The following is a 23250-nucleotide window of genomic DNA, read 5'->3' on the forward strand; positions in this document are numbered from 1 at the left end:
ACGGCTGCTCCAGAAATCGCATCTCCTGTTCGATGACGCCAATCCCGCAAAAGAAAGATGCCCCGCGCGGCCGTTTAACCGAAGCGGGGCATCTTGCACATCCAATTTGGTTCCTGGCTTCTCTCAAACTGTTTCCCCCGAAACGCCGTAAAGAAGCGCTGGAACTTTAATGATTGGGTTTTACCGTAAAACAAATATCCCGCAGGTCAACTGCGGCGAGAATTCATCGAACAGCTTAAGCGACACGGCAAATCAACCCTAGAGATCACCCAGGGACTCTTAACTGCCGCACGAACCAAACTGATCATCGTCATCTGTGCTGGGTAGCCAGCGAGGTAACCCCTGAATCGAGCGCAGAATCTTGCACTCCGGCTAGCGTACATGTACCCTGCTAAGGGATGGGCAGGGGCCAAGGTTCATGGGACTTCTGGATGAAAATCGGAAATGTTTAATACAATTTCGCTTCAGGGTCCCAGGTTACACGGAGGAGTGTTGATGAAAGCAGCCGCGTCCAAGAAAACGATCCGCATCGCCGTGGTGGAGAGCGATCCATTGCGGTTCATAGGGCTGAAGTCGCTCTTTGACACCGAGCAAGACCTGGAATTGATTGCGTGCACCCTGGCGGAGCTGGGCCCGCGGCGCGATGTTGACCTGGTGCTGCTGGGGACCAGGGCGGGACAGAACCTTTTTGACGTGATGGCCGGACTGAAAGCGGCGCGTCCGGACTTGCGCATCATTGTGACCGGCAGCGGCGCCGATGATGAAACCATTCTCAAGGCCCTGGCCGCCGGCGCCAAAGGCTACGTGGACGAAGCCGCGTCGCCCGCCGAGTTCATCCAGGCCATGCGCATCGTGAATCAAGGCTCTGTTTGGGCCCCCCGGCGCGTGCTTTCCATTTTCATTGAGCGCGTCACGTCTTCACCGGGCCGAATTTTCCCCGCCGGCCGCGTGACGTTTACGGACCGCGAAAAAGAAGTTCTGGAGCTGCTGGTGGCAGGGCGTTCCAACAAGGAAATCGGCTCCGTGCTGGGCATTGAGGAACGCACGGTGAAGGCCCACGTGGCCAAGCTGATGCGCAAAGTGGGAGTGCAGAACCGCATTGCGCTCTCCGTACATGCCATCACCCATTCGCTGGTGACCTCAGCCAAGTAAATCGCTACAACGTAGATTCGCGAAAAAATTATCCAAGGACAGGCCCGGCGAAATGCCGGGCTTTTCTCTTTGCGCCGGCTGGCAATTCCGGTCGCCTAGCCGACGCTTACTGCGGCACCATGCCGCGCTCCAGAAGCCCGCTGGAGCGTCCAGAACGCAAAAGAGGGGTACAGGGCGGACTATGGGCCTCCTGGTCCAGCCTGGGGCAGGAAACGGTACCTGCTGTTGTGACAGTGCTTCAAAGTACATGTCCGTATTGGCCTGTCCATGCGGAACGCTGGTTACTTGCCCCAACTTCGGGGGCAGAGGATACTTTGCTCACCTACCACAGAACCTGGGAGACGGGGGTTGGACACGGTCACGAGGGTCGCCGTATCCAACCCTTTAATTTTTTCCCGCATCTCCATACTTATCCGACTTCAGTGCTCTAAAATCAATTGTCAGTTGAGGAGACTATGAAGCGACTTGTTTCTCTGGTTCTGTTCGCCGTGGTAATCAGTAGTTTTGCGCTGGCTGAAACAGCCGCCGGAAGGGTGGAGTCCGCTGCCACCGTGCTGAGCGAAATCATGTCCACGCCAGACAAGGGAATTCCGGAAGAAATTCTGGGTTCGGCGAAGTGCGTGGCGGTGGTGCCCTCGCTGATCAAGGGCGGTTTTGTGTTTGGCGGAGCGCATGGCCGGGGTATGGCCACCTGCCGCACCGCTGACGGATGGAGCGCGCCCGCTCCCTTTGCCATGACCGGAGGCAGCTTTGGCCTCCAGATTGGCGTGCAAGGCGTGGACCTGGTCATGATGGTGATGAATGACCGCGGCATGCAGGCCCTGCTTTCCAGCAAATTCAAAGTCGGCGCTGACGCTTCCGCCGCCGCAGGGCCGGTGGGCCGCCACGCTGAAGGCTCCACCGACTGGAAGATGCGCGCTGAAGTCCTTACGTACTCGCGCGCCCGCGGGCTGTTCGCCGGGATCACCATCAACGGTTCTTCGATTACCCAGGATGAAGATGCCACCCGCGAGCTCTACGGCCGCATGGTCCCCTTCAAGACCATCCTGACTGGAGCGGTGGCCACGCCGGCCAACGGCGAGCCATTTGTGGCGGCAGTCCGCAAGGCCGCGGGCGTACAGACCACTTCTGCGCCGGCGCCCAAGAGCAACGTCCCGGTCAATCCTCCGCCGGCGGCGACGACTCCCGCGAGTGATCCGGCGCCTTCGCCAACCCCGAGCCCGGGCCTCATGAGCAAGAACCAGGCGCCGGCGAGTATTGCGTTTGCGCCGTGAGCCGGAGCGCGTCGCTGACCAGGTTCTGGCCGGATCAAATTTCAAAAGACGGGAGCAGTGAAGCTCCCGTTTTTGTTTTTCCGCGCGAAAGCGCCAGACGTGGTTGAAAATTGAAATATTGTTGCTGCGATGGTACCGTCCAAAGTTCCCGAACTCTATGGCAAGAGAACGCAGTGCGATGCGGCACCGGCTTGAGTACGCTCCGGTGTGGTTGCTGGCGGCGGTCATGCGCTGGCTGCCGCGGCCGCTGGCGCACGGCATCGGCATCAGCATCGCCATGCTGGTGTACGCCGTGCATGCCCGGCTGCGGCGGGTCGGGCGGCGAAACCTGGACCTGGCATTTCCCGGAAAAAGCCGGAAGGAAAAAAAGAAAATTCTGCGCGGAGTGTTTGCCGGACTGGGCCGCCAACTCGCGGAGTTCTGCCTGTTTCCGCGTTACACCGCGGAGAATTTGCCGCGCATCGCGGTCTATGAAGGCTTCCACAATTTTGCTGAAGCCCAGGCCCTGGGCAAAGGCGTAATTTTTCTTACCGCGCACTTCAGCGGATGGGAAGTCAGCTCGTTCGCGCATTCGCTCTACGGCCATCCCATGAACATCGTCGCCCGGCCGCTGGACAATCCTTATCTGGATGCCCGGGTGGAGCGGTACCGCACCATGCACGGCAACACCGTCATCTCCAAGCAGGATTTTGCCCGCGCCTTGCTGAAGCTGCTCAAACGCGGGGAAGTGGTGGGCATCCTGATGGACACCAACATGACCCCGCCCCAAGGCGCTTTTGTGGACTTCTTTGGCATTCCCGCCTGCACCGCCACGGGCATCGCGCGCGTTGCCTTGCATACCGGGGCAGCCGTGGTGCCGGGTTTCTGCATTTGGGACAAGCCAAGTGGCCGCTACAAAATATGCATGGAGCCGGCGGTAAAACTGGTCCGCACCGGCGACGACGAAGCCGACGCGGTGACCAACACCGCGTTGTTCAACAAAGTGATTGAAACCTACGCCACGCGCTATCCCGATCAATGGTTGTGGGTGCATCGGCGATGGAAGACCAGGCCGGAAGGACAGCCAGGGTTGTATTGAATTCTGCGCGATTAGCAAATCCTTCAATTGCAGAAGTCTGGCGAATCCCAGCCCGAAGGGCGAAAGAGCCTAGCCCAGGCGCGTAAGCCCTGGGTAGCAGAGGAAATGAAGTATGTCTTCCGCTCTTGCCGAAGGCAAGCGCGTAGCGTCAGCGAAGCGCCAAAGAATCTAACGCTCCATGGAAACGGCAAACGCATCCAACGAGAGGGAACGCAGCACATTGCGCCGCATGCCGCTGTGGACCTGGTCCAGTTGATGGGTCGCCTGCGCGATCCAGGAAAAATCTACGGCCGCAGCCAGCGACTTCAACTCGGCCTGAATATCCATGTTGCGGACCAACTCCGGCGCGCCGGACGTCAGTGACAGCATGTCCTTGAGCAGACCAAAGGTCGCCGCCAGCAAGCGGTCGGTTTTGTCTTTGCCTTCACCGCCGGCGCGATAGCTTTCCGTGGTGCGGAAAAGATCCGAGTGGTCAGCGGCGCGCACCGCTGCGGTCACCACGGCCAGAGCGTCTTTGCGCGCGGCCATGTACTCTTCCATATCCAGCGAACGGGCGCGACCCAAGGCCCCACCGCTCAACCGCGCGGCCAACTGCCGCTGGCGCAGGTTCCACTCCGGACGATGCTTCGCCAGGTATTGCTCGACTTCCTCCACCGGCAGCGCGCTCAACGTGAAAATCACGCAACGCGAGCGAATGGTCGGCAGCAGTTCGCCCGGATTGCGAGCCAGCAGGAAAATGGTGGCGTAGTCCGGCGGTTCTTCCAGAACTTTGAGCAACGCGTTGGCGGCTTCTTTCATGAACGCGGCGTCGCTGAAAATGAAGACGCGGCGGCGGGCTTCCGCCGGCTTATAGTGAATGGTGTTGATGACCTGCCGCACCTGGTCCACCTTGATCATCATTTGCGGCGGGTCCGGCGGGATGACCAGCACTTCCGGATGGGTTTGAATGAGGATGCGGGTCTCGCGTTTGTCGGTGTCGCGCATGGCTTCGCGGGCTTCCACGGCCTCGGCGAAGCGGGCGTCAAGGTCGGCGGCCTGGCCGATGCGACGGCAGTTTTCGCAGACTCCGCAGAAATCGGGGAGGCCATCGGTTTCAAAACTACTTTCCGGCCGATCACCCGATGATCCGGTGCAATTCATGGCCTGGGCCAGCATCAGGGCCAATGTGTATTTGCCAGAGCCCTGCGGCCCGGCGAGAATCACGGAATGGGGGAAGCGTTCGCGCGCCAGCATTTCGCGCAACTGGCGGACCACGTTCTCATTGCCGTGAAAGTCGCTAAAACCCATGGCGATGATTGTATCCACAGAACGCCGCATGCGACACTGCCCGGGACCGTGGAGCTTGGCGCCATCCGCCGCGCCATGGCAAATCTCTCATGCCGCACCCGTATCCTGGCGTGTTACCATTGGAGTGTTGTTGGAATGATTGTCCTCGACTCGGATAGACTCGTCGCCGCTTCTGCCGCCTGCCTATTTCTGCTGAGAACAGCCTCTTCAAAAGACTTCCACACTGCAAAGGAAATGGAACATGAAAATTTTCGTTGGCAACTTCTCTTTCAGCACCACTGAGTCAGACCTGCGGTCGCTTTTTGAGCCCTACGGGAACATTGAAAGCGCTTCCGTGGTCACGGACCGGCAGACCGGCCGCTCGCGCGGCTTTGGTTTTGTGGAGATGAATGACAAGGGAGAAGCGGAAAAGGCCATTGCGGCCCTGAACGGCAAGGAAGTGGGCGGGCGCACGCTGAACGTGAACGAAGCCCGGCCCAAGACCGACAGCCCGCGTGGCGGCGGACGTGGCGGCAGCCGTGACGACTACCAAGGGCACGCGCGCCAGCCTCGCGAACCTCGCTGGTGAACCTGCCTGCGCCGTCTCACGACGACGCAGCACTGTAGTGATGACACTGCGGGGAAACAAAACATTGCGGTTCGGTTGCTCTGGCCGCGGTGGACGAGAGAATATCAGTAACGTTGTTTGCGTTCCCACACGCAGGCTAAAGATAGAAACAAGAGACCTTCTTCGAAGCCAACGCCAGATGAGCACTGTCGCCTTCGCGGACCAAGTCCCAACCGCACACGAGGTGTATCATGCGCTCCGGTCTAATCTTCGCCGTGTCGTCCCGAATACCCAATCGTTATTTGCTGTGCCGAACGATATCTGCTTCGGCGAGGAAGATGCATCGCGACGGCGCCTCCACCGCGCAGAGCATCAATCGTTGCCTCCAGGCCCTGCATGACGCACCCGCACAATCGCACGATGGCGCGCCGCTGCCCGCCGGCGATGGCGGCGTTCCCACGCTTGAGTAGAGAAATTGCTGCAAGAGGTCTGAACAAAGAGAAATGCGGCCCTGAGGCCGCATTTTGTTTTGCGGGCTGAAGCAGCCCATCACTTATTAAAAGTCGTTGAAGTCAAAGCCTTCTGGCTGGCCGTCCGGGTCAAACTTCACCGTGAGTTCCCCGGTGCGTTCCGCCGGAGGAAGGGCTTCCTGCTCCAGTTTGCGTTGTGCCTTCTTCTGGGCTTTTTCGATCCGCTTTTCCTGCCGGGACCGTTCCTTTTGCCGCTTAGCATGAGTGGTACGTGAGGCTCCAGCCATGAATACTCCTCTCAGTGAGTGGGACCAGCGGCCTTCATGGAGCCGCCTGCTCCTGGTTACGATTGCAGCGCCGTTCGCTTTGGGCGCCACCCTCTAGCCTTGCGGTCGGGACGCAGTAGCGAGTATTCGGTTCTGAAAAAATTGGTGTTGAGAACAGAAGTTCTCTGTTCTTTAAGAATAACACGTCACGGTAAAAATTACCGACTGGCAACCGCGAAAGATGGTCAAAAAAGCCGGGCTCCGCGCCCGCTTGCTCCGCTTGCGCGCCGCATGATGCCATTGCCCTGGGGCCCAGGTGTTAATGCACCAAGGGTGTAATGCGCGGCCCTCCCCGAGCGTCAGGTAGGTAAGGACACCGCACCGATTTGGACGGAGTCATCGGAATGAAACGTACGCACAAAATCCCGCTTGTCCTGCTGGGCGCATATCTGCTGTTGGCTGCTATGGGAGGAGTTTTTGTCGCTGAAGGCAGCCTGCATCTGCAACGAAGGCCTTTGGCTCACCGGCAAGAGGCCTTGGATCTGGCGCGGGACAGGTATCAGGCTGAGCTGCAGGACGTGAGCATCCAGGCCGCGGACGCAATTACTTTGAAGGCCTGGTACATCCATCCCAAAAGGTTCAACGGCAACGCCGTGATTCTATTGCACGGCGTCACCGACAATCGCGAAGGCGTAGCCGGCTACGGCAAACTTTTTCTGGACCACGGGTTCGCCGTCCTGCTGCCCGACGCGCGCGGCCACGGCGAGAGCGGCGGCGCCATGGCCACCTACGGCATCGAGGAAGCCGATGACCTTCATCGCTGGGTCTCGTGGATCTACCAGCATGATCCGCCGCAATGCGTTTACGGCTTTGGCGAATCCTATGGCGCTGCGCTGATGCTGCAGTCGCTGGCGGCGGAGCCCAGATATTGCGCTGTCGCCGTGGAAAGCGCGTTCTCCACCGCGCGCGAGATGAGCTATGAGCGGGTCTCCGGGCCGTTCCACATGAAGCCCTGGTTCGGAAAGACGATAGGCCGCCCGGCGATTGAATCCGCCGTGATCTATGCCAAAGCGCGTTACGGCGTGAACCTGCTGGGCCCCAGCCCGCTGGACGCGGTGAGGCACTCGCTGGTTCCCGTGCTGCTGATCCATGGCGAGAAGGACCAGACCATCAGCCCGCATCACTCGCAACTCATCGCCCAGGCCGCGCCTGACCACGTGCAGCTCTGGCTGGTGCCCCACGCCGGGCACACCGGGGCATGGGCGGCCGCCCATCAGGAGTTTGAAGAACGCTTGCTGAGCTGGTTTACCGACCATCCGCGGCAAGCGGCGGGTTCACAGCACGCCGCGCCCTGATGACGCCCGACGATTTCCGGTTGCCTCGGCAGGGGTGTGTTCGCAATTCCGGAATTCAGAACACAATCTCCTATCGCGCCAGCAAGTCCCTCCGCAGAGCTAATCTGAAATTCCTTAAGTGCAAGTTGCAAGACTCGGGGCGCTAGGCGCCCCTGCTGCTTCCAGTAGTCCATCTACACCTGGCCGAGTACGCCTTGCTTTACCAGAAGCAGGGAGATTCCAACTCTAAAAGAATGAGGTGTCGTAATGGATCAAACTTTCCCCCGAAGCAAGTTTTTCACTTTTTGTCTTGTGCTGGCGATGGCGATAGTTTTTCAGGCCGCCGCCGGAGCGCAAACTCTGATACCCGGTGGGCAGCCGCCGGATTGGCCGCAGTGGGGCTTGAATCCCCAGCACACGCTGTTTGATGGAGGCGTAATCGGACAGCCCCTCAACACCAACATTGTCAACCTGATTTACGATTTCAACACGGACGCTGAGAAAGCTGACCCCAATGCTCAGGGCACCCTGCTGGTGCATTATCAGGTCCCGCTGGTGGACGGCAATGACGTGTTCATCGAGTCCAAGGACGGAACCTACAGCAACAGCACTTACAGCACACAGCAGTGGCACCAGAACAAATACAGCTGGCACGCGGGCGCTCTAGTGAAACAATGGACGTTCAATACCGACTGGTTTGCTCCGGGCTCCTCCAGCCTTTTCTGGGAGCCGGTGTACCACGCGGCGCTGGCCAACGGATTTCTCTATGATCCGGGGAAGGGCGGCACCATCTTCAAGATCAACAAATCCACGGGCGCGGTGGTGAAGCGCATCAATCCATTCGGCACCACCATTGATGCCAACACCTTTACGGCATCGCCGCTGAGCGCGGACTCCAGCGGGAACATTTATTACAACGTCATCCAGGTCACGCAAAATAACCCGACAGGCTTTCTGACCGACGATGTGGTCAACTCCTGGCTGGTGAAGGTGACCCCGACTGACGTAGTGACAAAGGTCAGCTACAGCACCCTGCTGGCGCAAGCACAGATCAAAGGCGATGCGGTCCCCCGCGCCAATGACCGCTGTAACGTGTCCTTTAGCCCCACGCAGTTGCCGTGGCCACCTCAAGGCAATTCCAACCCGCAGACCACGCCCTGCGGCAGCCAGCGCGCGGCCATGAACATTGCTCCGGCCATCGCGCCCAACGGCACCATTTACACCATCAGCAAGGCGCACCTGGTGACCCGCTACAACTACCTGGTGGCGGTGAATCCCAACATGACCGGGAAGTGGGCGGCCTCATTCCGCAACCGGCTCAATGATGGCTGCGGCGTGAGCTTCCCCATCGGCAATCCGGGCGGCGCCGGGGCCAACGGCGGATGCGCGGCCGGAGCCACCTTCGGCGTTGATCCCGCAACCAACGAACCGCCCCCCGGACGCGTGCTGGATGACTCTTCATCGACTCCCACCATCGCGCCCGACGGCAGCATCTTCTATGGGGCGTACACGCTCTACAACTTCGCCCAGGGACACATGTTCCATTTCAGCGCGAACGGTGATTTTCTGAATGCTTTCAACTTCGGGTGGGACAACACGCCGGCCATCTATCCCCACGGCGGGACCTACTCGGTGGTTTTCAAGAACAATCACTACGGCGGGGTGGGATTCGGAGATTATTGCAGCGATCCCAACTGGTGCCCGGACCGCTCGAACCCCAACGCGTCATTCCTGGGGCCCGAACAGTACTTTGTTTCCCAGTTTGATCCCAACCTGAACATTCAGTGGAGTTTCCAGAACACCAACACCCAGAGCTGCACTCGCAACCCGGATGGAAGCCTGACTTGCGTTTCCGACCATCCTAACGGTTTTGAGTGGTGCGTGAACGCCGCGGTGGTGGACGCCAACGGCGTGGTCTATGCCAACAGCGAGGATGGAAATCTCTACGCCATCGGCCAGGGAGGGACCCTGAATCAAAGTATCTTCCAGCAACTTGCCATTGGCGCGGCGTACACTCCCGCATCCATGGACAACAACGGAAGAATCTACTCGCAGAATGACGGCCACCTGTTCGTCGTCGGAAGGTAGCCGTCTTTATCGAGGCAGCACTAAGCTGCCCGTTCATCCTGCCTTTGGAGGCCCGCGAGCCGGGCCTCCATTTTTTTAGGAGAGCCGATGCTGGCTAGTTGTCTGGAGGCGAGGACTGGCCCACGGTGAAGTCGTCAGGGATGGTGGTCTCATTGGCGGCGCGAGTCACGATTTCCGCCCAGCCTCCCAGGTCACCGTGAAATTCCGCATATTTCAAACGCCCGTAGTTGGCGATGAAGGTCTCGCTTCCGTTCTTGGCCGCCTTCGCCAGATGGATGGCCCGGGCGATGTACCAGAAGCCCGCGGGATCGGGCGGCTGCATTTCAACTTGAACCAGGCCGAGTAAGTATGTATCTTCCAGGCTCATGGGATTCACCAGGAGAGCTTGCTGATAGTACATGCGGGCCGTGCCCAGGTCTCTTCCCACCATGGCGTAATACGCCACGGCGCTGGTGAAAGTGGCGGCCATTTGCCCGCGCAGCCTGGTGTATTCCGCGTCGGGCATGTCCTCCGGCTTCATCCAGGCGTTGAGGGCCAGGGTCCCCTGCATCGCCAGTTCGCGGGCGTCGTCCGGCCCCTGGTCACCCATGGCGCGCGCTTGCGCCACATACACGTATAGGGCGCGCACGTTTTGCGGCTCGAGTTCAAGGATGCGTTGGGCCAATTCAACGGCTTTGGCGGCGTTGCCGGCTTGCTGGTACGCAGCCATGGCCCCTTCCCAGGCCTCCGCTTTCATCCCGCTGTTGGGATAACGCTTGACAAAGTTCTCCAGGGCGTCCGCACGGCGGGCCGGGTCAGCTAGCTTGCGCGCGTTGGCGTAATCAGCGTCCTCAGCCGGATTGCGCCTGGGCTGGGCATTCTGCTGGGGTTCTGCGGGGGCCGGGTCCTGCGCGAGCACGCGCGGGGCAGCCAGTGCGGGCAGCAAAGCGGCCATCAGGACGACGCACAACTTCATCGTTCCCTCCTGCTCTTTTCGAACTGAGCGTCAAAGATCAAATCGTTCCTGCACGATGTCCACCATCTTCTTGTGGACTTTGGCCACAGGCTCGGTGGCGTCCACCTGCACCACGCGGCCGGGCTCGCGCGCGGCGATGGCCAGGTAAGTTTCTTGCACGCGCTTGTAAAAAGCCCGGTCTTCTTTTTCAAAGCGGTTTTCGTCGTGTTGAGCTTCATCCCGCGTGGAATTCTGCTGGTTCCTGCGCCGGGCGCGGTTCAGGCTGCGCGCCATGTCAGAGACCATCAAGATGGTCAGGTCCGGCTTGAGGTTGTGGCAAAGCGTACGATGCAACTGCAGGACGGCTTCGCTGCCCAATTCGCGTCCACCGCCCTGGTAGGCTTCACTGGAATCCGTGAAGCGGTCGCAAAGCACCCACTGTCCGCGAGTGAGCGCGGGAACAATGAATTCGTCAATATGCTGGGCGCGGTCGGCGAACATGAGGGCCAGCTCAGCCAGAGGCGAGAGACCTTGCGTCCGCGAACTCAGCAGCACCTGGCGCAGCTTTTCTCCCAGCGGCGTTCCGCCGGGTTCGCGCGTGGTGAGCACGTCCACGCCCTGTTCGCGCAGCCAGCGGGCAAGATTTTCCAACTGCGTGGATTTGCCTACGCCGTCCAGCCCTTCAAATGTGATGAATTTGCCTCTTGCTTTTGCCACTCTACAAATTTAACCACAAAGTAAGAGACACGCGGGTGCGCTTTCCTGCAAAATGAGATTTACATGCCCATTACCACCATCATTGAGCCTTTCCGGATCAAAAGCGTGGAACCCATCCGCTGGACCACCCGCCAGCAGCGCGAGCGGCTGCTGCGGGCCGCCGGACACAACCTTTTTCTGCTGGCCGCCGAAGACGTGCTGATTGACCTGCTGACCGATTCCGGCACCGGCGCCATGTCCACCGAGCAGTGGGCGGGCATCATGCGCGGCGACGAAAGCTACGCCGGCAGCCCCAGCTTCACCCGCTTTCGCGATTCGGTGCAGGACATCTTCGGCTACAAGCACGTGATCCCCACCCATCAGGGACGCGCCGCCGAGCGCATCCTCTTCAGCGTGATGTGCAAGAAGGGCGACGTGGTCCCCAACAACACGCACTTTGACACTACGCGGGCCAACGTGGAGTTCGTTGGCGCTGAAGCGCTGGACCTGCCATGCGCGGAATCGAAGAACCCGGCGGACCAGCAGCCTTTCAAAGGCAACATGGACGTGGCGGCCCTGGAGCAGACCATCGGGCGCGTGGGGCGCGACCGCATACCGCTGGTGATGCTCACAGTGACCAACAATTCCGGCGGCGGGCAGCCGGTCTCCATGGCCAACGCGCGCGCGGTGAGCGAACTTTGCCACAAGCACGGCATCCCACTGTATTTTGACGCGTGCCGCTTCGCCGAGAATGCATACTTCATCAAGCTGCGCGAACCTGGCTACGCCGGCAAGTCGCCCAAGCAGATCGCGCAAGAAATGTTCAAGCTGGGCGACGGCTGCACCATGTCCGCCAAGAAAGACGGCATGGCCAACATCGGCGGCTTTCTGTGCACCAATGACGACATGTTAGCGCAGCAAGAAAAGAACCTCCTCATCCTAACCGAAGGTTATCCCACCTACGGCGGTCTGGCCGGCCGCGACCTGGAGGCGGTGGGCATCGGTATTCAGGAGGCACTGAGCGAAGATTATTTGCGCTATCGCATCGCTTCCACGGCGTATCTTGGCCGGCACGTTTCCGAGCAAGGAGTCCCCATTGTTCAGCCGCCGGGCGGCCATGCGGTGTATATTGACGCTCGCGCGTTTCTGCCGCACATTCCGCAAGCCCAGTTTCCCGGCGTTGCGTTGGCCAACGAGCTATATCTGGAAGGCGGCATACGCTCGGTGGAGATCGGCACGCTCATGTTTGATCACGCGGCGCGCATGGACTTGGTGCGCCTGGCCATCCCGCGGCGGGTTTACACCCAGAGCCACATAGATTATGTGGTGGAAGTGATTCTGGAAGTCTGGCAGCGGCGGCAGCAGATCCGGGGCCTGCGTCTGCTCTCCGGCGCGCCGTTTCTGCGGCACTTTACCGCCAGGCTGGAGCCCATGGGTTAGCTGCCCACAAGAAGGAGATTTGTCATGCGACTCGGCGACGACATTGACGACCATTGTTCGCGATGCAAACGCACCACCGACCACGCCGTGGTGTCCGTGATGGGCGAGGAAGTGCTGGTGACGCGCTGCCGCACCTGCAACTACGAACACAAATACAAGCACAACAAAACCCGCACTAAAGAAATGACCGCCAAAGACGCTTTCGATATCCTGCTGGCCAACGTAACCGGACAAGAAACGCCGAAGACGGGGAAGAAGAAAAAAAGCTAACCACAAAGGACACGAAGAAATTGGTAATTGAGTAATTTGGTAATCGGGTAATTGAATCCGGCGCGGAAGGCTTTCAAATTACCAGATTACCAAATTACCCAATTACTCAATCTGGCTGCCCTTGCTTTCCCCAACCGCGTTCATTAGGCTAATCCCGCTCGCCCCGGAGAAGCTCACACTCATGACTATGTTGAAACGCACTGCCCTTGTTCTTAGCTTTTTTGTGCTTGTTACCGGTTTCACCCAAAACAGCTTTGCCCAGAAGAAAAAGCCAGCGCCTGCCGCTCCCGCTGCGCCCGCGCAACCCATTCGACTGTCGCTGGACGCCACGCACGCCGGCGAAAAAGTCCTCCACGTGCAAATGCAGATCCCGGTTTCCCCGGGCCTGGTGACCGTGGTTTATCCCAAATGGATTCCGGGTGAGCATGGTCCCACCGGCCCTATCACTGACGTGACGGGCTTGCAGTTCTTTGCCGGATCGCAGCGCCTCAACTGGCAGCGCGATCTCTCAGAGATGTTTACCTTCCACCTGACCGTCCCGCCGGGCACAACCACGCTGGACGCGCGTCTTGATTTGGTGATGCCCGCGCCACCGGAAGGCTTTTCTTCGGGAGCATCAGCCACCACGCAATTGGCCATGCTGAGTTGGAACCAGGTGGTGCTGTATCCCCAAGGCGCCAACAGTGACGACGTGCAGGTCACGGTTTCACTCAAGCTGCCTGCCGGATGGCACTACGGGACAGCGTTGCCGGTGGCCAGCGAGAGCGGGCAGGACGTGGCGTTCAAAACCGTATCGCTGACCACGCTGGTGGATTCGCCGGTGCTGGCCGGCGCGCACTTCCGCCGCATCGCGCTGGGATCGCCAGAATCCATCCCGCATTTTGTTGACATGGTTTCTGACGGCGACGCTGCGTTGCAGATGCCGCAGGTCACCATTGACGGCTACAAACGCCTGGTGGCGGAGACGGGAGCGCTGTTCGGCGCGCGGCATTACAACGAGTATCACTTCCTGCTGACGCTGAGCGACCACACAGCCCACTTCGGGCTGGAACATCACCAGTCGAGCGACGACCGTGTTGCCGAGCGCACTCTGATTGACGACGGCATGCGCTGGCTCGCCGGTGCGCTGCTACCGCACGAGATGACGCATTCCTGGAACGGCAAATATCGCCGTCCCGCGGGCCTGGCCACGCCGAACTACCAAGACCCGATGAAAGGCGACCTGCTATGGGTGTATGAAGGACTCACGCAGTATTGGGGCGACATTCTGGCCGCGCGCAGCGGCCTGTGGACCAAGCAACAATTCCTGGACCAGTCCGCCGAGCAAGCGGCCATGCTGGACCATACGCTGGGGCGTAGGTGGCGTCCTCTGCAAGATACTGCCGATGCCGCACAGCTGCTCTACGGAGCGGCCCCGGAGTTTGAGAGCTGGCGGCGCAGTGTGGATTACTACCCAGAGGGCTTTCTCATCTGGCTGGAGGCGGACACGGTGATTCGCCAGCAGACCAACGGCCAGAAGTCGCTCAACGATTTCAGCCGGCTGTTTCACGGCGGGCAAAACACCGCGCCCAAAGTCGTCACCTATAACTTTGATGACGTGGTCAACGCTCTCAACCAGGTCGCACCGTACGACTGGAAGAAATTCCTGCGCGACCGCCTGGATTCCTACGGTCCGGGCGCGCCGCTGGGCGGCATCAGCAACGGCGGCTGGAAGCTGGTATACACCGAAGAGCCGAGCGAGTTCACCAAGGACATGGAAAAGACGCGCAACGTGGTGGACGCGCGCTTCTCCATCGGGCTGGCGCTGGACGACAAAGGCGGCATTCACGACGTGCTGGCAGGAAGTCCCGCAGCCGCGGCGGGCATTGCTCCGGGCACCAAGCTGGTCGCGGTCAACAGCCGCAAGTTTGATCCGGACATCCTGCGCGACGCGCTCAAGATGGGAAAGGCCAGCGGCACTGGCATTGAATTGCTGGTCTCTAACGGCGATTTCTACAAGACCTACACGCTTCCGTACCACGATGGCGAGAAATACGTCCACATGGTGCGCGATGAATCGAAGCCGGATGTGCTGAGCGAGATCATCAAGCCGGTGGCAAAGTAAGCAATTAGCAGTTAGCAACGAGCACTTAGCCAAAACCTTTGAGCCCGTCAGCGATGGTGGGCTTGGTTTTTGACCTTCTGTGTCGCCCCTCCGGGGCTCATTGTTTCTTCCAAAGCCTACCCAGCGCTTCCGCGCTGGGCTAACTCATTTCGCGCCTATTGGCGCTGTGGCTTTGAAGAACTCGGAGTTCGTGGATCCAACACAAACCCTGTTGCTTGTCGTTCTCCGTGCCTCCGTGTCTCCGTGGTGGGTTTTCGTCTTTCCGATCACCCGATCGCCAGATCACCCGATTTATTCCACCACCCCAGCAAACAAGTCGCGCTCCGTCTCCACTTTCCTCGGCGTGGACGACGCGGCCAAGTGGAAAAGTTCCAGCCGTCCGCGTTTTTCCACCGTCTCCTCAAAGAAAGGGAAGAGCGGCGACTGCGAGGTGTGGCACTTGAACGCCAGGACTTTGGTTTCGCGTTCGTGCTGGCTGAGCTCAATCACCGCCGTGGATGGCGCTTGCGAAATCGGCGGGCGTCCGGGCATGGTGAACAGCGTGGTGCCGTAATAAAGCTTCTGAGTCTGGTGCGGCGTGAGGCCGTGCTGCAACTGGTCGGCGAAGCGGTTGCTGCGTCCCGCCCAGTGGCAGGCCATGGTCGCGAAGATGGAGACCATGGAGTGGTCCGGGTGCGCGGTGATGGCGCCTTCTGTGCCAAAGGTCATGATCACGTGCGGCTTGATCTCACGCACGCGGCGCGTCAGGTCGGCGACCACGGTCTGAAAGTTCTGCTGGTCGAGCTTGCCGTCCGGATAGTCGAGCACCGCGTCCTGGCTGACTTTGAGCATCCGGCAGGCGACGGCAAACTCGCGACGGCGGATGGCCGCCAGTTCTTCGTCCGTTTTCGCCTCGCCGCGGTGTGTGGCGGCTGTGCCGGCGGTGAGGCAGACAACGTGGGTCTCCACGCCGAGTTCAGCGTAGTGAAGCAGCGTGCCGCCGAAGCCGCCGGCTTCATCGTCAGGGTGTGCGGTGAAACAGAGCAAGCGCAGCATTTGTATCGAAACGCCTTTCAGTAGCGGAATCTAAGTTACTAGAAGTAGCTGGAGTAAAACGAAACCGTCCATTGATTCTGCTTGCGCGACACGTCAACCCGCCCCTGGCCCGTAAGCCGAAGTTTGGGGGGCGCGCCGGGCTTTGTAAGCCTGTAATACAGTTCTACTCGGCCATTGCGATCGTGCCGGTTCTCGAGGCGCCACTCGGAAATGCGGTGTTCGTCCAACGCATGCCGGCAAAGCTGGTCGTCAACCGTGCATTTTCCGTCCTTAAGTTCATCGAGAAACTGCGCAGCGGACCGCTCCGGTGATCGGTCACGGAACGGGTTGAACACGGTCCATCCCGTAACTTCTTCGAAGTATTCACCACAAGCGCAGTGGGTCTGGGCAAAAACCTGGAACAGAACAGGTCTGCTGCGCGCGGCAAAAGCCCCGCCGAAGAGAAGACTTGAGGCGAGAACCACACCTAACGCAAGTTTATTGAGAGCCATTGGATTTCGCCATATTTTGCTGGATAGCTTCGGATTCAGCAAACACACTTGAAAGATGAAAAGAACGAGCCCGAAGATTCGCGGGATTTACTTTGCAACCGCGGTTTGCGTCGCGGACGCCGTGCCTTCCTGCGCAGGCGACGCTGCGGGCAGCAACTCGCGCAGCTTGGGCAGCACGGCGCGCATGGCGTCTTCACCGGCTTTGACCAGTTCGTGCGCGCGGAGAAAGTCGTCATAACCAAATTCGCCGATGTCCGGCTCCACCACCACGTCAGAGAGCGCTCGCCAGGATGCGCCCATTTTCTCCTGGGCGATGGAGAAGCATTGCCCGATCACGTCAAAAACGTGGCGCGGACCGCGGGCCTTCACCCAGTTGGCCGCCAAATGGACGGCCACCACACGCTCAGCGCCCATGGTGCGCAGAGGCTGGGCCGGGACCGAGTAAGCCAGTAGCCCGTCCACCAGCAGCCGCTCGCCGATTCTTACCGGCTGGAACATGCCGGGGTAAGCGCAGCTGGCGCGCACCGGATCAATCAAATCGCCGCTGGTAAACACCGCCGGCTCGCCGGTGATGATGTCAGTGGCGGTCACCGACAGCGGAATGCGCAGCTCTTCAAACGTCTTGCAGCGCAGCGCGCGGTGCAGGAAGGCGGACATTTTGTCATTGCTGAATAGGCCGAAGCGGGAAAACGTCCAGCGGGAAAAATCTTTGAAGCGGACTTGCGCCGCGATCTCCACCAGCTCCGCGGCCGGGACGCCGCTGGCAAAGCCGGCGCCGATCAACGCGCCCACGCTGGTTCCGGCAAGAAAATCAATAGGAATTTGCTCTTCTTCAAAGACCTTGAGAATGCCGATGTGGGCCAGACCGCGCGCGAACCCTCCGCCAAGAGCCAGGCCGATCTTTGGTCTTGGCCGGGGAGCCGGCTCAGCCGGAGCGTCAGGTCGCGAGCTGCGCTTCATTTCGCGCTTAAACGCCTGAACGCTGCGAACAATCTTGTCCAGCGGATTCTTCAAGTCACTAACTCCCCGTCTTGCCGAAGCGAAATCAGTTATGGGGCGGGATACGCTGCTCCAAGTTTACGACGCAATCAGCGAAATCAGACAGTCGCGTGACACTTTAGTTTCCCCAACATTTGCGGCCATCCGAGACAACCTTGTCGCGGCCTTGGTAAATTGTTGTCAGCCCGCCAGTTTGTTGGCGGGCGGCGGGCCGGCCAGCGAAAGGAAGCGCCATTACCACCGACAAGAATGACGACAAGAAGATGGTCCGCGAGTTCTCCGCCGGCGCGTTGGTCCTGCGCCACATGCAGGACCGCTGGTGGACGGCGGTGATTGAACCGGGACGCGAAGGCGAACCGGAAGACCGCAAAGACCTGGTGGCCCTGCCCAAGGGCAACGTGGACGCCGGCGAGGAGCCGCTCCAGGCTGCCGTGCGCGAGGTGCATGAGGAGACCGGGCTGCGCGCGCGTCCGGTGACCAAGCTGGCGGACGTCAAGTACGTGTACTCGCGCAAATGGTCAGACCACGCCAAGGTCTTCAAGATTGTCAGCTTCTACCTGATGAAATACCAGTCAGGCCAGATTGACGATATCAAGCCCGCCATGCGGCATGAAGTCCGGCGCGCCTATTGGCTGCCGCTCGAGGACGCTGCTGCGCGCCTGAGCTACAGCGGCGAAAAAGACGTGGCGAAAAAAGCGCTGGAGTATGTGAAAGAGAACCCGGAAGGATTTCAGGTTTCCGAATAAACCTGGCTGCCAACGGCCACCGGGTCAAGTCAGGAAGTGTTTCACTGTGCGGGGTTGCGGCATAAAGCAGCGGCACAGAGCTGGAATCCGTCAGTGCGTGGATCGTGCGGGATGACGGTGCTGGTGCGAAACCGTGCTAAAGACGATGTGCTAAACATGTGTGCTAAAACGGACAGTTCGATTGCCGAACCCTGGGTTATACTTCGTCCGCGTTCTGAAGGCCAACGCTGGAGGAAGTAGCATGTTTCACATTATCTGGTACATCCTGATTGGGCTCATCTCGGGGATTATCGCGAAATCGGTGATGCACGTGCACATGACGCTCTTCTGGACGATCGTGCTCGGCATCATCGGAGGGATCCTCGGCGGCGCCGTTACCCACATGTTTTCGCGCCCGAGCAGCAACGCGCGATATCATCCCGCCGGCCTGATTTTTTCCACACTGGGCGCGATCCTGGTTCTCTACCTTTGCTACAAGTTGAACATTCATTTTCCCGCGGTCAACCCGTTCTAGCTCACCTCGCGAAGATTGTGGAGCCCAGCCGCCCCCGGCATTCCCCCTTGGCATCGCCGCTAAGATATTCTTGAAGGCGCGGAAGGGGTCCCATGCACCACTTCATTCTCGGAGCAGGCGGAGTCGGCGGGTTGGTTGGCGCGGTGCTCGCCAAGTCCGGCGAGCAGGTCACGCTGGTCGTCCGGCCGGAGGCGCTGGCGCAGCATCCTCGCCAACTGTCGCTCGACAGCAAGTTCGGGAAGTTCACTGTGCCGGTGTCGGTCGCGGCGACCATCAGTCAACCAGTTGACATCCTCTGGATCAGCGTCAAAGCCACGCAACTGGAATCGGCGCTCAAGGGTATTCCGCCCGATACTACTTCCGCTGCCGCGCGCGTCCGTTATGTGGTTCCGCTGCTCAACGGCATTGACCACGTCGCGCTTCTCCGCGCGCGCTTTGGTCACGACCGCGTCATCCCCGCCACCTTCGCTGGAGAAAGTGAGCGTACCGCGCCCGGCGTGATCGTCCATCGCTCGCCGTTTGCGCGCATCAACGCCTCAGCCGTGGGACGTCCACTGCTCGAGCCGGTGACGGAGCACTTCACCCGCTTCGGCTTCGATTGCAAGTTCATCGAAGACGAAAACACGCTGCTGTGGAGCAAGCTGGCATTTCTGGCGCCGTTCGCGCTGGCGACCACCGCCGCGGGCACCGGGATTGGCAGCGTCCTGAGTGACGCTCAACAAAAAGCCCTGCTGGAAGCCTGCGTGCGCGAAGCTTGCACTGTGGCCAACGCCAGCGGCGCGGTGGTCAACGTGGACACGCTGCTGGCCGCCATCAATGGGATGCCCGCGGGCATGCGCAGCTCCATGCAGAAAGATGAGGAAGCCCACCGTCCATTGGAACTCGATGCCATAGCCGGGCCTATTTTGCGCGGCGCTGACCAGCACGGCCTACCGGTCCCCGCGACCAGGGAAATGGTTGACGCCATTCGCAGCAAGCTGAACGTGTGACCCTAAGGTATGAGAGGATTGCAGTGCGCAAAACATTGTTGATAGCTGTATTCGCCGCGATGGCCGTCAGCTTCGGCCACGCGCAGGGGCCAAGAGCGGCGCAAAGAACATCGCCTCCGCCCAAATCCGCCGCGTCGGTACAGCAGTATCTTGATCAGCTCAAGGTCTCGTTGCAGAAGCAGACAGACTTCGCCGTCTTTGAGCCCAACAATGAAAAGCTTTGGGCCAAGGTCCGGCAGACGATGGAAAACTTTCTGGTCAACGAATGGCAGATCGGCAAGCTGCAGGGGAACAAGCAGCAGCAGGCGTTTTGGGTCAAATGCGACCGCAGCACCATGACGCAAAATGACCTGGACAACGGACGCCTGATCGTCCTGGTCGGCGTGGCCCCGGTCAAGCCGGCAGAATTCGTGATGTTACGCATCACCCAGCAGACCGCAAATCGTCAACTGCCGCCCGCCAAGAGGCCTCCTAAGTAGTCGTTCTTGCAGTTCTATTCCGTCCTGAGCGCCTGCATGGGATCAATGGCCGCGGCGCGCCGTGCCGGCACCATGCTGGCCACCAGGGCGCTGAGCATCAGCGCCAGAACAGAGACGGTGAGAATGGCCGGCTCAACCTTGCCCAGGCCGAAGAGTTGGCTGGCCAGCAGGGCCTTGCCGCCGAAGGCCAGAGGAACGCCAATCGCCAGGCCGATGCCCACTTGCAGAAAAGCCCCGCGCAGCACGAGCTTCAAGATGCTGAAGCGGTCGGCGCCCAGCGCCATGCGCACGCCGATCTCGCTGGTGCGCCGGCCCACCTGATACGCGGTGAGTCCATAGAGGCCCACGGAAGCCAACGCCAACGCGATCAGCCCGAAGGCCCCGCTCAGCCGCGATACCAGAACATTCTGCGTGGTGCGCAGTTCGATTTGCTCGTTGAAGGTCCGCAGGGAAAGCGGAACTAGGTTGGGATCAATGCCGGCCAGAATGCGGCGTGCTTCGGACTGGAAACTGTTGGCGTCGCCGGCCACGTGCAGTTCAATCGTGCTCATGTACCGGGAAGCGGTTTCCACGCGCCGGTCAGTCTCGGCTTCATATGGCACGGTCTGCACCAGCGGGATGAAAAACATAGGACGCGGCGGTTGAGCAGGATTTTGATAGATGGCGTCCTTGACCACGCCCACGATTTCGTAGTCGCCGGCGTGGGCGCCGCCGCTCTTGCCAAAGTGCTCGCCCAGCGCCGTGCCCTTGGGGAAAAACTTTTTGGCGAAGGCCTCATTCACCACGGCCACGTGTTGCGAGGTTGCGGTGTCGCTTTCCCGGAAGCTGCGTCCGCGCAGCACCGGCGTGCCGATGGCTTCAAAATACTGCGTGCTCACGCGGTCCCAGGAAGCGCCTTCGCCGGGAATACGCTGGTGGCCGGGAATCCAGATGCCTTCACCCCAGTTGTTGCCTTGCTGCGCGGTGTAAAGCGACAGGCTGGCATGGAGAACGCCGGGCGCGTGCTGGAAGCGATCTTCGATCTGCTGATAGAGTCCGGCCAGCCTTTCCGCGGTGTAGCCGGCGCTGTTGGGACTGATCATCACCAGGAGGCGGCCTTCGCGGCCGAACCCGAAGTCCTGCCCTTGCAGATTGCGCAGGCTCTGCGTCACCAGTCCGGCGATGGTCAGCAGCGCCAGCGACAACGCGGCTTGCACCACGACCAACGATTTCTGCGGCAGAGCGGAACTGTCGCGGGTGCTGCGGCTGGCGCCGCGCAGGGCTTCCGCCGGATCAGATTTGGATGCGATCCAGGCCGGCGCCACGCCGAAGATGATGCCCGTCAGCAACGCAACGGCAAAGGTGAATCCCAGAATGGGCCAAGACGGCGCCGTGCTCAGCGGTACGTATTGAGCGCCGCGAAAAGCCATCACCACCATGCCACGGCTGGCGTAGTAAGCGAGAAGAAGGCCCGCGGCGCCGCCCATCACCGCCAGCATCACGCTTTCCGTGAGGCGCGCGCGGATGATGCGCCCGCGCGATGCACCCATGGCCAGCAGCAGGGAAGTGCGCTGTTTGAGCGCCGTGCCGCGCGCCAGCAGCAGGTTGGCCACGTTGGCGCAAGCGATCAACAGAATGGCCGAAGAAATGGCCAGCAGAAAGAGAAGCGCGGACTTGGCTTGGTCTTCCATAAAGTTCACGCCGCCGGCGCCCGGAGACACGCGAATAACCTGCTTGGGGATGTCGTCCAGTTTGGAATAGTGGTTCTGGTTTTCCGGCTGGCGCAGATACTGCTGTAACTCGGCCGTCATGTGCGTGGACACCTGGCCCATGGCGCTGCCTGGACGCAATCGCCCGATCAGATAGAGCCAGTTTACGGTGGTGTCGTGCAGCATGGTGTTCTCGCGGTGGAACGCGGGCTCCAACGCTATGGGCATCCAGAAGTCAGGCGGATCGCTTTCCAGGCGGTCGCCAAAGAAGCCCGGCGGGGCAACGCCGATCAGCGTCATGCCAATGCCGTTGATGGTGAAATTACTTCCGATGACCGACCGGTCCAATCCATATTTGTTTTGCCATGCGCGGAAGCTCATCACCGCTACCGGCGCCGCGCCGGATTGGTCGTCGTCAGGCGCGATCAACCGTCCGGCAAACGGACCGACGCCCATGGTGGAGAAGAAGTTTCCTGATACCAGTTCGCCCTGGAAGGATTCCGCCGTTCGCGCGCCTTCCCGCCGCACGCTGAGATCGGGGCGGTTGGTCTGCGACGCCGCCAGAGTCTGGAATTCCGGAGTGTTGGCTTGCAGGTACTGGTAAAGCGGATAGGAGAAGATGGTCCAGTCGTCCTCATAGCCGCCTTCCACGCAGCAGTCCACCGTGTCGCCCACGCGATACAGGCCCTTGGCGTCGGCCACCGGCAGCGACTTCAGCAGGATTTCATGCACCAGCGTAAAGATTGCGGTGTTGGCGCCAATGCCCAGAGCCAGCGTGAGCACAGCGGTGGCGGTAAAGCCGGGAGCCTTGCGCAACTGCCGCCAGGCGTATCGAATGTCCTGCAGAAGAGTCTTCACCAGTGTCCTCCGGGTTCGCTGCCATTCAGCCCGACGTAGAGCCAGGCTCAAGAGCTGAATACGAAAGTCCACGCGCAACGGGTACAAGAAAAATCGTCTTGCGAGCGTTAAGACTGCCGCGATTGCTGGGGAGTTAGCATGTGTGTTGAGATCGAAGGCTTTGGGCGGGGAAGCCGCAGCGATCGGACGCAAGGGAGTGCAACATCCTAAGTGCTTGAAAACAAGTGGCAGGCATTGACTGAATGAACGTTCATTCAGTATGATTGTTGAGGTTTTGGGCCGGCCCGGCGGTTTTGGGCTGCGTGGCGGATCGCTGTGTCAAGCTCTCAAGGTGCCGCTCGTCCTTACCGAATGGGCCCTTTATCCCGGGAGTTAGCTCATTGCCAACGCACCAACACGCCGCCGGACGGAAGCTGCAAAACTGTTATCATTTTAAGCGTTCCGGTAGATGTCTTCTCTCCCTGTTGCTGATCTACGTCTTAACGACCCGCGTAATACAGGAGACGCTCTC

General features: G+C 60.2%; 21 protein-coding genes. 13 read left to right on the top strand and 8 right to left on the bottom strand.

The annotated features are described in order from the left end of the window. Nucleotides 1-495: 495 nt before the first annotated feature. The 3 genes from LAO20_11320 to LAO20_11330 all read left to right on the top strand — a co-directional run bounded on the left by LAO20_11320 (nucleotide 496) and on the right by LAO20_11330 (nucleotide 3504). Nucleotides 496-1152, top strand: a complete 657-nt coding sequence (locus LAO20_11320) for a response regulator transcription factor (GenBank protein MBZ5532011.1) — start codon at nucleotides 496-498, stop codon at nucleotides 1150-1152. Between the two features lie 455 nt (nucleotides 1153-1607). Then, nucleotides 1608-2426 (top strand): hypothetical protein, encoded by an 819-nt coding sequence (locus tag LAO20_11325; protein ID MBZ5532012.1) that lies wholly within the window; start codon nucleotides 1608-1610, stop codon nucleotides 2424-2426. A gap of 157 nt (nucleotides 2427-2583) precedes the next feature. Then, on the top strand, nucleotides 2584-3504 hold the full coding sequence (locus LAO20_11330; GenBank protein MBZ5532013.1) for a lysophospholipid acyltransferase family protein: 921 nt from the start codon (nucleotides 2584-2586) through the stop codon (nucleotides 3502-3504). 168 nt (nucleotides 3505-3672) lie between these two features. On the opposite strand, the gene LAO20_11335 is transcribed toward LAO20_11330, so the two are convergent. Continuing rightward, entirely contained in the window at nucleotides 3673-4791 is a 1119-nt protein-coding gene (locus LAO20_11335) for a DNA polymerase III subunit delta' (GenBank protein MBZ5532014.1), read from the bottom strand. A 241-nt stretch (nucleotides 4792-5032) separates the two neighbouring features. On the opposite strand from LAO20_11335, the gene LAO20_11340 reads away from it, so the two are divergent. Further along, a complete protein-coding gene (locus LAO20_11340) occupies nucleotides 5033-5359 on the top strand; it encodes an RNA-binding protein (protein MBZ5532015.1) in 327 nt (108 codons plus the stop codon). 535 nt (nucleotides 5360-5894) lie between these two features. Here the strand turns inward: LAO20_11340 and LAO20_11345 are convergent. Further along, nucleotides 5895-6095 (bottom strand): hypothetical protein, encoded by a 201-nt coding sequence (locus LAO20_11345; protein ID MBZ5532016.1) that lies wholly within the window; start codon nucleotides 6093-6095, stop codon nucleotides 5895-5897. A 383-nt stretch (nucleotides 6096-6478) separates the two neighbouring features. Between LAO20_11345 and LAO20_11350 the strand changes: the two genes are divergently transcribed. Both LAO20_11350 and LAO20_11355 read left to right on the top strand, forming a co-directional pair. Then, the gene (locus tag LAO20_11350; GenBank protein ID MBZ5532017.1) at nucleotides 6479-7429 is read left to right on the top strand and encodes an alpha/beta fold hydrolase; all 951 of its coding nucleotides are present in this window, start codon (nucleotides 6479-6481) and stop codon (nucleotides 7427-7429) included. A 246-nt stretch (nucleotides 7430-7675) separates the two neighbouring features. Next, nucleotides 7676-9496: a hypothetical protein gene (locus LAO20_11355; protein MBZ5532018.1), complete on the top strand. Its 1821-nt coding sequence runs from the start codon at nucleotides 7676-7678 to the stop codon at nucleotides 9494-9496. Nucleotides 9497-9590: 94 nt separating this feature from the next. Here LAO20_11355 and LAO20_11360 read toward each other — a convergent pair whose 3' ends face one another. Together LAO20_11360 and tmk are read right to left on the bottom strand one after the other, a co-directional pair. Then, nucleotides 9591-10451, bottom strand: a complete 861-nt coding sequence (locus LAO20_11360; GenBank protein MBZ5532019.1) for a tetratricopeptide repeat protein — start codon at nucleotides 10449-10451, stop codon at nucleotides 9591-9593. Between the two features lie 30 nt (nucleotides 10452-10481). Next, nucleotides 10482-11147, bottom strand: a complete 666-nt coding sequence (tmk, locus tag LAO20_11365) for a dTMP kinase (protein ID MBZ5532020.1) — start codon at nucleotides 11145-11147, stop codon at nucleotides 10482-10484. Between the two features lie 63 nt (nucleotides 11148-11210). Between tmk and LAO20_11370 the strand changes: the two genes are divergently transcribed. The 3 genes from LAO20_11370 (at nucleotide 11211) to LAO20_11380 (ending at nucleotide 14940) form a co-directional block, all read left to right on the top strand. After that, on the top strand, nucleotides 11211-12566 hold the full coding sequence (locus LAO20_11370) for a tryptophanase (GenBank protein ID MBZ5532021.1): 1356 nt from the start codon (nucleotides 11211-11213) through the stop codon (nucleotides 12564-12566). Nucleotides 12567-12590: 24 nt separating this feature from the next. After that, nucleotides 12591-12836 (top strand): hypothetical protein, encoded by a 246-nt coding sequence (locus tag LAO20_11375; protein MBZ5532022.1) that lies wholly within the window; start codon nucleotides 12591-12593, stop codon nucleotides 12834-12836. Between the two features lie 181 nt (nucleotides 12837-13017). After that, entirely contained in the window at nucleotides 13018-14940 is a 1923-nt protein-coding gene (locus LAO20_11380; protein MBZ5532023.1) for a M61 family peptidase, read from the top strand. A 291-nt stretch (nucleotides 14941-15231) separates the two neighbouring features. Here LAO20_11380 and LAO20_11385 read toward each other — a convergent pair whose 3' ends face one another. From LAO20_11385 to LAO20_11395, 3 genes are read right to left on the bottom strand one after another with little or no spacing between them, the layout of a single operon-like run. Then, complete coding sequence (locus LAO20_11385; GenBank protein MBZ5532024.1) at nucleotides 15232-15975, bottom strand: PIG-L family deacetylase; 744 nt, start codon at nucleotides 15973-15975, stop codon at nucleotides 15232-15234. A 38-nt stretch (nucleotides 15976-16013) separates the two neighbouring features. After that, nucleotides 16014-16508: a hypothetical protein gene (locus LAO20_11390; GenBank protein MBZ5532025.1), complete on the bottom strand. Its 495-nt coding sequence runs from the start codon at nucleotides 16506-16508 to the stop codon at nucleotides 16014-16016. Nucleotides 16509-16553: 45 nt separating this feature from the next. Then, nucleotides 16554-17480: a patatin-like phospholipase family protein gene (locus tag LAO20_11395; GenBank protein MBZ5532026.1), complete on the bottom strand. Its 927-nt coding sequence runs from the start codon at nucleotides 17478-17480 to the stop codon at nucleotides 16554-16556. Between the two features lie 248 nt (nucleotides 17481-17728). Here LAO20_11395 and LAO20_11400 point away from each other — a divergent pair, with 248 nt between their 5' ends. From LAO20_11400 to LAO20_11415, 4 genes are all read left to right on the top strand, one after another. Next, nucleotides 17729-18211 carry an NUDIX domain-containing protein gene (locus LAO20_11400; protein ID MBZ5532027.1) on the top strand — a complete coding sequence of 161 codons (483 nt, stop codon included), beginning with the start codon at nucleotides 17729-17731 and terminating at the stop codon, nucleotides 18209-18211. Between the two features lie 241 nt (nucleotides 18212-18452). After that, nucleotides 18453-18725 carry a GlsB/YeaQ/YmgE family stress response membrane protein gene (locus tag LAO20_11405; GenBank protein MBZ5532028.1) on the top strand — a complete coding sequence of 91 codons (273 nt, stop codon included), beginning with the start codon at nucleotides 18453-18455 and terminating at the stop codon, nucleotides 18723-18725. 92 nt (nucleotides 18726-18817) lie between these two features. Further along, a complete protein-coding gene (locus tag LAO20_11410) occupies nucleotides 18818-19714 on the top strand; it encodes a 2-dehydropantoate 2-reductase (protein ID MBZ5532029.1) in 897 nt (298 codons plus the stop codon). A gap of 59 nt (nucleotides 19715-19773) precedes the next feature. After that, nucleotides 19774-20193: a hypothetical protein gene (locus LAO20_11415; GenBank protein ID MBZ5532030.1), complete on the top strand. Its 420-nt coding sequence runs from the start codon at nucleotides 19774-19776 to the stop codon at nucleotides 20191-20193. Between the two features lie 14 nt (nucleotides 20194-20207). Here the strand turns inward: LAO20_11415 and LAO20_11420 are convergent, their stop codons facing one another. Beyond that, on the bottom strand, nucleotides 20208-22727 hold the full coding sequence (locus LAO20_11420) for an ABC transporter permease (GenBank protein ID MBZ5532031.1): 2520 nt from the start codon (nucleotides 22725-22727) through the stop codon (nucleotides 20208-20210). Between the last annotated feature and the right edge of the window lie 523 nt (nucleotides 22728-23250).

The organism is Terriglobia bacterium (genome assembly GCA_020072815.1).
Lineage (GTDB): Bacteria > Acidobacteriota > Terriglobia > Terriglobales > Acidobacteriaceae > Angelobacter.